The 12,068-nt window shown below is 69.2% G+C and carries 9 protein-coding genes; 7 read left to right on the forward strand and 2 right to left on the reverse strand.

Annotated elements, in window-relative coordinates:
• Positions 1-3: 3 nt before the first annotated feature.
• The gene (locus tag ACZ9YD_RS14945) at positions 4-1,170 is read right to left on the reverse strand and encodes an isochorismate synthase (RefSeq protein WP_465076073.1); all 1,167 of its coding nucleotides are present in this window, start codon (positions 1,168-1,170) and stop codon (positions 4-6) included.
• The gene (locus tag ACZ9YD_RS14950) at positions 1,167-2,375 is read right to left on the reverse strand and encodes an MFS transporter (protein ID WP_465076074.1); all 1,209 of its coding nucleotides are present in this window, start codon (positions 2,373-2,375) and stop codon (positions 1,167-1,169) included. The genes ACZ9YD_RS14945 and ACZ9YD_RS14950 overlap by 4 nt, the downstream gene beginning before the upstream one ends.
• Positions 2,376-2,652: 277 nt before the next feature.
• On the opposite strand from ACZ9YD_RS14950, the gene ACZ9YD_RS14955 reads away from it, so the two are divergent.
• From ACZ9YD_RS14955 to ACZ9YD_RS14985, 7 genes are all read left to right on the forward strand, one after another.
• Entirely contained in the window at positions 2,653-4,920 is a 2,268-nt protein-coding gene (locus ACZ9YD_RS14955) for a TonB-dependent siderophore receptor (protein WP_465076075.1), read from the forward strand.
• Positions 4,921-5,044: 124 nt separating this feature from the next.
• Positions 5,045-6,076, forward strand: a complete 1,032-nt coding sequence (locus tag ACZ9YD_RS14960) for an alpha/beta hydrolase (RefSeq protein WP_465076076.1) — start codon at positions 5,045-5,047, stop codon at positions 6,074-6,076.
• Entirely contained in the window at positions 6,073-7,392 is a 1,320-nt protein-coding gene (locus ACZ9YD_RS14965) for a class I SAM-dependent methyltransferase (RefSeq protein ID WP_465076077.1), read from the forward strand. Before ACZ9YD_RS14960 ends, ACZ9YD_RS14965 begins: the two co-directional genes overlap by 4 nt.
• Before the next feature lie 98 nt (positions 7,393-7,490).
• Positions 7,491-8,873 carry a Vgb family protein gene (locus ACZ9YD_RS14970; RefSeq protein ID WP_465076078.1) on the forward strand — a complete coding sequence of 461 codons (1,383 nt, stop codon included), beginning with the start codon at positions 7,491-7,493 and terminating at the stop codon, positions 8,871-8,873.
• Between the two features lie 74 nt (positions 8,874-8,947).
• Complete coding sequence (locus ACZ9YD_RS14975) at positions 8,948-9,997, forward strand: ABC transporter substrate-binding protein (RefSeq protein ID WP_465076079.1); 1,050 nt, start codon at positions 8,948-8,950, stop codon at positions 9,995-9,997.
• Positions 9,994-11,046, forward strand: a complete 1,053-nt coding sequence (locus tag ACZ9YD_RS14980; RefSeq protein ID WP_465076080.1) for a FecCD family ABC transporter permease — start codon at positions 9,994-9,996, stop codon at positions 11,044-11,046. Before ACZ9YD_RS14975 ends, ACZ9YD_RS14980 begins: the two co-directional genes overlap by 4 nt.
• Positions 11,043-11,834, forward strand: a complete 792-nt coding sequence (locus tag ACZ9YD_RS14985; RefSeq protein ID WP_465076081.1) for a heme ABC transporter ATP-binding protein — start codon at positions 11,043-11,045, stop codon at positions 11,832-11,834. Before ACZ9YD_RS14980 ends, ACZ9YD_RS14985 begins: the two co-directional genes overlap by 4 nt.
• The last annotated feature ends 234 nt before the right edge of the window (positions 11,835-12,068 follow it).

Consider the following 12,068-nt stretch of genomic DNA (forward strand, 5'->3'; position numbering starts at 1 on the left):
TCTTCAGGCCGCGCGGGCGTCGTCAATGCCGAGCGCGTTGCGCAGGGCCATGAACTTCGCCGCGGTCTCGTCGACCTCGAGCGCGGGCTGCGAATCGGCCACGATACCGGCCCCGGCGAACAGATGCATCGCATGCCCCTGCACGCGCGCGCAGCGGATCGCCACGTACCAGTCGCCGTCGCCCGACGCATCGGTCCAGCCGACCGCGCCGGCATAGAAGCCGCGGTCGAAGGGTTCGAGATCGCGGATCGCCTGCAGCGCCGGCAGACGCGGCGTGCCGCAGACCGCGGGCGTGGGATGCAGCACGCCGGCGAGCGTCGCCGACGAGATGTCGTCGCGCTTCAACGTGCCGGTGATGCGCGTCGCGAGATGCCACATCGTCGCGGTCGCGTGCAGCGACGGTCGCGGCGGCGCCTGCAACTGGCTGCACAACGGAGCGAGGCCGTCGAGGATCGCTTCGACCACAAAGCGGTGTTCGTGCAGATCCTTGTCCGATGCCAGCAGCGCATCGGTACGGCGGCGGTCTTCGGCCTCGTTGCCGACGCGACGCGCCGAACCGGCCAGCGGATGCGAGACGACCGCGCGGCCACGACGCGACACCAGAAGCTCCGGCGTCGCACCGACCAGCCACGCGGGCGCTTCGCCCGGCGCGACCGGCAGCGGCACGACATAGGTGGTCACGCTGGCATCGCTGCCGAGCTTGACCGCGAGCACGTGCGGATCGATCGGCGCCGCACCTTCCACGCGCAGGCCGCGCGCGAGCACAACCTTGCGCAGCGCGTCCTCGCCGGCGGGCGCGTCGCGTAACACGGCGACGCAGCGCGCGACCGCGTCGGCGTAATCGGCAGCAGGCGGCAGTTCCGCCGCGGCGAACAGCGGGCCGAGCGTCGACGGCGAGCTGCCGTTGCCGGGCGTGGAGAAGCGCTCGGGCTGATACAGCGCGTCGTCCTGGTGCGGATCGAACGGCAACGCGCCGACCAGAAGATCCGGTCCACTGCGCGGCGTGGCGAAGAACCTGGCGACGCGTTCGCCGAGCGTCGCTGCGGGGCCAGCCGGCAGACGGCTGCGGATGCCGTCGGTCGCCAGACGCTGGTCCGGCGCGTGCAGGCGGAACAGGCTGGCGACATCGCCGGTCAGATCGCGCGCTTCAAGGGCGCGGGTCGCGCTCATGCGGGACGCCTCGCGTGCAGCGTGGCGACCAGCGACAGCACTGCCAGCACCACGCCGACGAACAGATACGGCGCCGACGGCGACCAGCGATACAGCAGTGTGCCGAGCAGCGGGCCGGCCACTATGCCCATGCCCTGCACCGCCGCGACCGTGCCGGCGGCCGCGCCCTGCTCGTGCGACTCGACCGAGTCGGCCGCCAGCGCCTGGAACGACGGAAACACGAAGCCCATGCCGAACGCGGCGAATCCATAGGCCGCCAGCAGCTGCCATTGCACGCCCACCAGCGCCGAAGACGCGAAACCGATGCCCGAGACCAGCGCGCCGAATGCGATCCAGCGCGCCGGCGGCATCGACTTGAAACGCATCACCAGCGACTGGGCGAAGATCAGGCCGATGCCGACCGCCGTCAGCGCGAGACCGGCGACGCGCGCGCCATCGGCCGGCGACAGCTGCAACCGGTCGATCGCGAAGAAGCCGACGACGACCTGGGCGATCGTCACCGACACCATTGCCGCGAATACGGTGAACACCGGCAGGCGCAGCCGTGGATCGGCCAGTGCCATGCCCGTCTTCGGCTTCTGGTGCAGGCTGTCCGAAGGCGGCGTGTCGGGCAGCCGCCACCACAGCACGACGAGCGCCAGCAGCGGCAGCGCCGCGGCGATGTACAGCGCCAGTGCGATGCCGTGGAAGGCGATCCAGCCGGCCGCGGCCGGACCCAGCACCATGCCGAGCGCGTTCGCGGTGCCGAGCTTGGCCATCGCACTGCCGCGCAGACCGGGCGCGACTTCATCGGCGACCAGCGCGCCGGCGGTCGGCGGAATGGCCGCATAGAACAGGCCGATCAACGCGCGCGTGCCCACCAGCATCGCCACCGAGACCAGGACCGCCGGCGGCGACCGCAGCGCCACGTCCACGAACACCGCCATCGCGATGTAGACCACCGCGTAGCCGGTCAGACCGATCAGCAGCACGCGTCGACGGCCGATGCAATCACTGAGCCGGCCCCAACGTCGCGCCGACAGCATCCACAGCACGCCCGCGGCGGTGACCGACAGACCGGCGTGCCATTCGGCCAGTCCCAGCAGACGCACGACCGGGCCGACCACCGCGACGAAGGCCATCATTGCCATCGTGCCCACGAGGGCAGTGAACACCAGCGCCGGCAAGGCGGACGCGGTGCGGGGCGCGGTCGTCGCAGTGTGCATCGGGATCTCGGGTTCGCGGGCGCCAGCGGCGGCCCGGCATGCAGTGCGCCGGGTGTCCGTCGGTTGACGGCCTCGAGCGCAGTACAGGACCCAAATGATAACAGATCGCATTTGCGAACAACCACGTGAGGCGCCGCGAGACGCTTCGTTCCGCCGCAATGAAGTTATTGAGAATAATTCGCATTCATTTTACTATTCGCGAACGTCGCCCAGCGACGCCCTTCCCACGTCACCGCCTGCCGCCGCCATGGCGAGTTACCAGCGCCGGAGTTTCCGCATGTCGTCCGCCCCACTGCACCGCACTGCCCTGTCCGCCTCGATCGCCTTGTTGCTGTCCGCGCCTGCCCTCGCGCAGAGCGTGTCCGATGACACCGACCGCGACGCCGTCGAACTCGACACCGTCCGCGTCACCGCCGAAGCCATCGCTCGCCAGGCGCTGGGCACCTCGGTCATCACGGTCGAGGACATCGAGCGTCGCCCGCCGGCGAACGATCTGTCGGAACTGATCCGCACGATGCCGGGCGTGAACCTCACCGGTAACAGCTCGTCGGGCCAGTACGGCAACAACCGCCAGATCGACCTGCGCGGCATGGGCCCGGAGAACACCCTGATCCTCGTCGACGGCAAGCCGGTGGGCTCGCGCGATTCGATCCGCATGGGCCGCAGCGGCGAGCGCAACACGCGCGGTGACACCAACTGGGTGCCGGCCGAAGCGGTCGAGCGCATCGAAGTGCTGCGCGGTCCGGCGGCGGCGCGCTACGGCTCCGGCGCCTCGGGCGGCGTGGTCAACATCATCACCAAGCGCCCGACCGGCGATCTGAGCGGCTCGCTGAGCCTGTTCGGCCAAGTGCCGCAGCACAGCGTGGAAGGCGGCAGCCAGCGCGCCGGCGTGACCCTGAGCGGACCGCTGACCGATGCGCTGTCTTTCCGCCTCTACGGCAACCTCAACAAGACAGAGGCCGATTCGCTCGACCTCAACGCCGACTTCCTGACCGACGTCGGCGTCACCCCGCCCGCGGGTCGCGAAGGCGTGCGCAACAAGGACGTCAACGCCCTGCTGCGCTGGGACATCAACGAAGCGCACGTCGTCGAGTTCGAGGCCGGCACCAGCCGCCAGGGCAACATCTACGCCGGCGACCGCGCGGTCAGCCTCGACGGCACGCCGCTGACGACCGAGCTCGCCGAACAGGGCGCCGAGACCAACCGCATGTACCGCAACAGCGGCGCGGTGACCCATCGCGGCCGCTGGGGCGATGCGTCCTCGCGCGTGACCGTCGCCTTCGAAGGCACCAACAACACGCGCCTCAACGAAGGCCTGGCCGGTGGCCCGGAAGGCACGATCGGCAGCGCGACCGCGTCGTCGACCTCGCGCCTGCGCAACTACGCGATCGACGGCGAAGTGAACCTGCCGACGACCATCGGCGCGACCGAACACATCTGGACAGTCGGCTTCGAGCATCGCGACAGCGAGCTGGAAGATCCGTATTCGATGTCGCAGTCGGGCGGCAACGGCGGTGGCATTCCCGGCCTCGACCCCATCCGCGGTGGCGGCAAGGCCGATGCGCAGACATCGGCGGTGTTCGTCGAGGACAACATCTACGCCGGCGAGCGCTGGATCCTGACCCCGGGCGTGCGCTTCGACCACCACAGCCAGTTCGGCAACAACGCCAGCCCCAGCCTCAACGTGCAGTTCGCGCTGAGCGAAGACCTCAAGCTCAAGGGCGGCGTGGCGCGCGCGTTCAAGGCGCCGAATCTCTACCAGTCGAACCCGAACTATCTCTATTACACGATGGGCTTCGGCTGCCCGGACAACTTCCCGAGCTTCGGCTCGGGCTGCTACATCCTCGGCAACGCCGATCTCGACGCCGAGACCAGCATCAACAAGGAAATCGGCATCGAGTGGGCGCCGGTCTCCGGCCACCACGCCTCGCTGACCTACTTCCACAACGACTACAAGGACAAGGTGGTGTCGGGCTTCACGCCGATCGGGCAGACGCCTGGAACGCCGACCGTGCGCCCCGCGCGCCTCTTCCAGTGGGAGAACGCGCCCGAAGCCGTGGTCTCGGGCCTGGAAGGCAACATCAATATCCCGCTGATGGGCGAGCGCGGCCGCGTGCTGAAGTGGAACAACAACGTCACCTACATGATCGAGAACGAGAACAAGGTGACCGGACAGCCGCTGTCGGTGATTCCGGAATACACCGTCAACACCTCGCTCGACTGGCAGGCCACCGAAGCGCTCTCGCTGCTGCTGACCGGCACGTTCTACGGCCGCCAGGAACCGGCGACGCGCGACATGAACAACGACGACCGCTGCGACGAAGCCGGCGCGGATTGCGTGTCGGTGCGTCAGGTGCGCGAGCCGTACAACATCTGGGGCATCGGCGCGCGCTACCGCATCACGCCGACGGTCAGCCTCGGCGGCGGCGTCAACAACCTGCTCGACAAGCGTCTGTTCCGCGAGTCCAACAGCCAGTACGCGGGCGCAGCCACCTACAACGAGCCGGGCCGCTCGTACTACGTGAGCATGAACATCGGCTTCTGATGTCGCGCGGCCTCCGCGCCGTACCCGGCCGGACCGCTCAAGGTCCGGCCCTCATTCCGCGACGTTCTGGACGCATCGCGCCCGTCGCACGAAGATCGGACCCCCGCACCTCACGATGTCCCGCATGCCCAACCGCCGATCCACCGCTGCACGTCCGCTGCGCCTGGCCACGCTCGCCGCGGCCGCCGGCCTGCTGTTCGCGCTGCAGGCCGTGCCGCAGGTCGCGTCCGCACAGCAGCGCGATCCGACGAAGTCGATCACCGATACCGTCGCCAACCACGCCTCGCAGCACTACGCCTTCCAGCGCTTCGACGTCAGCAGCGCCGACGGCCAGCGCACTTGGCGCGTGCACGTCGCCGCGCCGAAGGGCGCCGCGCCCGCGGGCGGCTGGCCGGCGTTCTGGATGCTCGACGGCAACGCAGCACTGATCGAATTCGACGACGCGCTGCTCGCTGAACTCGCCGCGCAGCCGGTGCCGCATGCACTGGTGTTCGTGGGTTACGCCAACGACCTGCGCATCGATTCCGAAGCGCGCACGCGCGACTACACGCCGTTTGCGGGTGAGCGCCCGGTGCGCGACGGCGGCACGATCGTCGGCGGCGGTGGCGCGGATGCGCTGCTTGAAGTCATCGAACGGCAGGTCCGGCCAGAAGTCGAGCGCCGCGTGGCCACCGATCCGACGCAGCAGACGCTGTGGGGCCACTCGTTGGCCGGCCTCTTCGCATTGCATGTGCTGTACACGCGCACTGGCGCGTTCGACACCTACGCCGCCGGCAGTCCGTCGCTGTGGTGGGGCGATGGCGCCCTGCTCGGCGCGCCCGAGCAGCGCTTCGTCGCCAACAATGCAGGCCGCCCGGCGCGCGTGCTGATCGGTCTGGGCGAAGGCGAGCGCCAGGTCGCGCACCGCGATCTCAACGACCCACGCGTGCAGGTGCATCTGCGCCGCATCGAAGCCGCGCCGCCGGATTCGGCGGAAAAGCTCGCGCAGCGCCTGTCCGAAGTCGACGGCCTGCAGGTCGAATACCGCCAGTTCCCCGCGCTGACCCACGGCCCGATGTTCCGCGCCTCGCTGATGTGGGCGCTGCACGCGATCACCGGCATCGCCGATCACAGCGACACGCCGAGTCACGCCGACGGCGTGGATCCGAACCGGTGAACGCACGCGCGACGGACATCGACGGCTACGCGGCGGATGCCGCATACCCGATGCATTTCCATCGCGAACAGATGCCCGCGTGGTTGCACGCCACCGCCACCGCGCTCGGCTTCCGCGCACCCGACCTCGCCCGGCCCTACCGCTGGTGCGAGCTCGGCAGCGGCGCAGGCCTGACCGCACTGGTCGCCGCAGCCTGCAATCCGGCGGGCAGTTTCACCGCAGTCGATGCCGATGCTGCGCAGATCGCGCGGACGCGCGACATCGCCGAACGTGCGGGGCTGGCGAATCTCGAATGCGTCCACGCGGATCTGCGCGACTACGCCACGCACGACGGCGAGTCCTTCGATTTCATCGTCTCGCACGGTCTCTGGGCCTGGGTGTCGGACGCGGTGCGCGCATCATTCCTCGCGTTCGTCGAACGACGTCTCGCGCCCGGCGGCCTGCTCGAACTCGCTTACATGAGTCATCCGGGCGCCTCGCAGCTGCAGGGCGCGCAGCGTCTGCTGCACGAAGCCGGCCGCCATCTCGAAGGCGATGCACCGGCGCGCGTGAGCGCGGCGTTGTCATTGCTGCGCGATCTCGCCGATAGCGGCGCGGGGTTCTTCGCCGAGCATCCGGGTGCCACGCGCCAGCTCGATGCGATGGAGCGCGAACCTGCCGGCTACATCGCCCACGAATTCCTCGGTGCGCACTGGCAGCCGCAACACGTCGCCGATGTGATCCGCGCCTTCGCGGGCGTGGATTGCGGTTTTCTCGGCAGCGCGACGCCGATCGAGAACATCGATGCACTGTCGATTCCCGGCCAGCTGCAGGCGCGGCTGCGTACGCTGCCGCCCGGCCCGCTCGCCGAGACCGCACGCGATCTCGCGCGCAACCAGAGCCTGCGTCGCGATCTGTTCCAGCGCGACGCGCGCCGGCTCGACGACACCGCGCATCTCGACGCACTCGATGCGCTGGTGTTCGCCGCCCTACCCGGCGCACCGACCGCGCTCACCGGCGATCTGCGTTTCGACACCCGCATCGGCCCGGTGACCGGCGCGCGCGATCTGTTCGCACCGGCGCTCGATGCACTCGCGCAGGGACCGCTGTCGTTCGCCGAACTGCGCGTTCGCGTGCCGTATGACGCCGCGCCGGGCCTGCTCAACCAGGCGCTGCAGGCGCTGACGTGGGCCGGCTTCGTGCATGCCTGCCTGCCGTCGAGCCGCGACACGTCAGCCGATGCGCTGTCGCGTCAACTCTCTCCGCTTCCGGGCGTTCCCGCGTTGGCGCTGTTGCCGGCGATCGGGTCCGCCGCCCTACGCCAGGTGCCGCGATGACTGCCATCGCCCACCCAGCACACGTTGTGCCCGCTCACCACGCAATGTCCTTCCGGCGATACGGAACGCCGGTCCAATCCACGCTCCAGGAGTTCGTCATGCAAAAGTTGTCCTCGCGTCGTCTGCGGCTCGCCGCCCTGTCCATCGCCCTGTGCGCCGCCGTCGGCGCCGTGGGTGCACAGGGCTTCGGCCAGCCGGCCATCGACTTCAAGGGCGCCGTGCGCGCCGGCAGCCCGGTGATCAAGGCCGGCGACACGGTCGAGCTCAACGGCACCGGCTTCCAGCCGGGCCAGTCGGTCACGTTGCTGCGTGGCGAAACCGTGCTCAACGCCCAGCCCTACACCGCCGATGCCGAAGGCCGCTTCAAGGGCAATGTGCAGATCCCGGCCGACGCCGTGACCGGTCGTCATCCGGTCGTCGTGCGCGCCGCCAACTCGGATGCCGCCGTCGTGTTCGATCTGAAGATCTCGAAGGAACTGCCGCTGTCGGGCGCCGAGCGCTACGACGTGATCACCAACAAGCTGGTGCAGGGTCTGTACCAGGTCGCCCACAGCGAGGCGTCGAATGCACTGTTCGTGACGGCCGCCGTCGGTCGTCCGCCGGTCAGCCAGTCCGAGCTGCTCAAGCTCGATCCCGTCACGCTCGAAGTCACTGCGCGTGTCACGCCGGCCCAGGTCGAGGGCGAAACCAACGGTCGCGTGTACGCGGTCTACGGTGTGGCCGTCGACGACGCCAACGGCAATGTCTGGGTCACCAATACCCGCGACGATACCGTCGCTGTGTACAAGCAGTCCGACCTGTCGCTGGTCAAGCAGTTCGACAAGGGTGTCCTTCCGCACGGCCGCGACCTGGTCGTGGATACCAAGGACAACCGTGTCTGGGCCAGCGGCTTCGGCGGCGGCAAGATGGTGGCCTTCGACGCAACGACGCTGGAGCTGGTGCAGGACCTGACCGTCGCGTCCGAAGTGCGCGGCGAGGAGTTCGGTCCGATGGCACTGACGCTCGACCGCGCAGCCGGCAAGCTCTATTCGGTGGGTCTGTCGACCGGTGAGGTCGTCGTACTCGATGGTGCGACCGGTGCGGTCGACAAGATGTTCCGCTTCCCGTCCGTCAATGGCGGCATCGGTGTCGCGATCGATCCTGAAGGCCGTCGTCTCTACGTCGCAGCGCAGGGCAGCGACAACCTGGTGATCGCCAACGCCGACACCGGTGAAGTGCTGCACGACGTCTATGTCGGCGCGGGCGCTGTCTACGTCGCCTTCGATCCGCACAGCAAGCTTGCCTACGTCGCCAGCCGCGGTGCCGGCACGATCACGGCGGTGGACGCGAACGGCAACATCGTCGCCAACCTCGATGGCGGCACGTTTCCCAACCACGTGCTGCCGACCGGAGACGGCACGGTGTACGCGGTCAACAAGTCCCGCGGCGCCGAAGATCAGGACGGTGACCAGATCCGCCGGATCGCGCCCAAGGGCGAGTGAAGAAACCACGGTAAAATGGGCCACTCGGCGGCCGGACTTCGGTCCGACCGCTTTTTTTCTGGAATGGATTGCTGATGTCCGAACGCCGCCTCCGCGCTCCGCTGCTCCTCGCCCTCGCCTGTGCGCTCGCCGCCTGCGCGCCGTCGTCCACGCCGCCCGAGGCCATATCGACGACCGATGCACGCGCCACGCCGGATGCGTTGTCGGAAGGCTGGCTGCGGATCGCCGGTACCGACATTCCGCGCGTCGAGCGTTCGCAGCAGGACCTGCCGGTGACGGTGCGGTCCGACGACGACGTCGAAGTCACCGTCACCGACACCAGCCGCACGATCGTCGGCAACGACGACATCGTGATGGTCATGGATTCACTGGGTCTGTCCGACCAGGTGTTCGCCGCACCGACCAATGCCGTCACCGAGACCGGCCGCGATGCGCAACACCATTTCCTGTTCAACCGCACCACGGGCGTCGAAGGGATCCTGAGCCTCGACGGCACCCTGTTCGTCGGCAACAGCCTGCGCCGCCACGGCAAGCTCGCCCAGCCGCTGCGCGATGCCGGCCAGGCGCTGGTGATCGTCGACGAACTGCAACCGATTCCCGACAAGGTGCGCAAGCTCGCCACCGTGTTCGGCCACGCCGACGAAGGCGAGCAGCTCGCCGCACAGGTGCAGCAGCAGCTCGACGAAGCCGCGCGCATCGCCGCAACCCATACGCGCAAGCCGCGCGTGATCCATATTTCCGCAACCGGTGGCGGCGGCTCGCCGACCGTCGGCGGTGCCGACACCGCGGCCGCGGTGCTGATCCGCCTCGCCGGTGGCATCAACGTTGGCGACGAAGCCAAGGTCGCCAACTATTCGCAGCTCAGCAACGAAGGCATCGTCGCGGTCGAACCCGAGGTGATCCTCGTCAGCGAAGACGACCTGCGCGTGTTCGGCGGCGAGGCCGGTCTGTGGAAGGCGTATCCGACGCTGAAGCAGACACCGGCAGGACTCGCCAACCGCGTCTGGGTGATGCCGGATACGCAGCTCAAGGTGAGCAGCATCGGCGGTGGCACCGGCGCGGTCGCACTCGCGCAGGCGCTGACCACGCTGGCCGCCGAGCTCGACGCCGCGCCCGGCGCATGACCGGAGCGGCACGACGCACCGGCCTGGTCCGGCGACCGCCTGGCGGGCTGCTGTTCTTCGGCATGCTGGCCCTGCTGGTGATCGTGATCGTGCTGTCGTTCGGCATCGGCCCGCTGCGCATCCCGCCGGGCGACGTGGTCCACGTGATTGCGCACAAGCTGGGCCTCGTCGATGCCGGTGCGCTCACGCAACGCGACATTTCGGTGGTCTGGAACCTGCGCGTGCCGCGTGCGCTGCTGGCGGTGATCGTCGGCGCGTCGCTGGCGATGGCCGGCGCAGGGCTGCAGGGCCTGTTCGGCAATCCGCTGGCCGATCCCGGCATCGTCGGCGTGACCCATGGCGCCGCGCTAGGCGCGGTGTCGGCGATCGTGCTGGGGCTGACCGCATTCGGTGCATGGACGATTCCGGTGGCGGCCTTTCTCGGCGGCGCCGCGACGACGACTCTGATCTACGTATTGGCACGTCCCGATCGTGGCACCGGCACCGCGACGCTGCTGCTGGTCGGCATCGCGATCGCGGCCGCGTGTTCCGCAGCCATCGGCTTCTTCACCTACATCGCCGATGCTGACGAACTGCAGTCGCTGGTGTTCTGGCAGATGGGCTCGCTGGCGATGGCGAACTGGAACTCGATGCTGGCGGCCCTGCCCGCCTTCGCACTCGGCGCGGTCGCACTGCGCGCGCTCGCCACGCCGCTCGACATGCTCGCGCTCGGCGAACGCCAGGCCCAGCACATCGGTCTGGACGTCAAACGCGCGCGGCTGATGCTGATCGCGGTCTGCGCGCTGCTGGTCGGCTCGGCGGTCGCGTTCGCCGGCGTGGTCGGTTTCGTCGGCCTCGTCGTACCGCATTTCGTGCGTCTGCTCGCAGGCCCCGGCCATCGCTGGCTGGTGCCGCTGTCGGCCGTTGCCGGCGGCCTGCTGATCGTCGTTGCCGACACGGCCGCGCGCAGCCTCGATCCGCCGTCGGAGATTCCGCTCGGTCTGTTCTCGGCCGCACTCGGTGCGCCGTTCTTCCTGTGGCTGGTGCTGCGCCGCAAGGGCGCCGCATGAGTCACGACGCGCACGACGTGCTCGCGCTCGACGGTGTGACCGTGCGCATCGATGGCCGCGCGATTCTCGACGCGGTCGACCTGCGCTTCGCACGCGGCACGCTCACCGCACTGGTCGGGCCGAACGGTGCCGGCAAGTCGACCCTGCTCGCGGTCGCAAGCGGCGATCTCGTGCCTGCCACGGGGCGCGTCCGTCTGTCGGGCGCCGAGCTGCGCGACTGGAAAGCCCGACCGCTCGCCCGCGAGCGCAGCGTGCTGCCGCAGGACCACGCAGTGCGCTTCGGCTTCAGCGTGCGCGAAGTCGTCGCAATGGGACGCCTGCCGCATGCGGCGGATCCCGAAGCCGACGCGCGCATTGTCGATGCTGCTCTGGTATCGGCCGACGTTAGGCATTTCGAAGGCCGCGACGTACAGACGCTGTCCGGCGGCGAGGCCTCGCGCACCGCGTTCGCCCGCGTGCTCGCGCAGACGACTCCCGTCGTGTTCCTCGACGAACCCACCGCCGCGCTCGACCTGCAGCACCAGGAAGCCGTGCTGCGCATCGCCCGCGGCCTGGCCGACGACGGCGCCTGCGTGATCGTCGTCCTGCACGATCTCAACCTCGCTGCCGGCTACGCCGACCGCATCGCGATGCTGCACCAGGGCCGCATCGCCGCCGACGGCAGCCCGCGCGAAGTGCTGACCCAGGCGACGATCGAACGCGTCTACGCGCAGCCGGTCGTCGTGCTCGAACACCCCACCCGCGGCGTGCCGCTGGTGGTCAGCGACGATCCGCGCTCGCCGAGCTGATTCAAGCGAACCCGCCTGCTCGCACGCTGTTCGACACACGCCGACTCGATAACGCATCAGTCATCAGCGACACCCGGCGCCCGCGAAGTTCAAGGCCCCTCTCCCTCTGGGAGAGGGGTTGGGGTGAGGGTGTACTTCTTCGCGCCGCACCAGAACCCGCTCCACTTGGCGCCACGAAGCCACCAGCGCATCATCGAGCCACCGCCGCCAATCGCGCAAAAGCCGGAGACCCGC

Source organism: Luteimonas sp. AC640a, assembly GCF_979256585.1.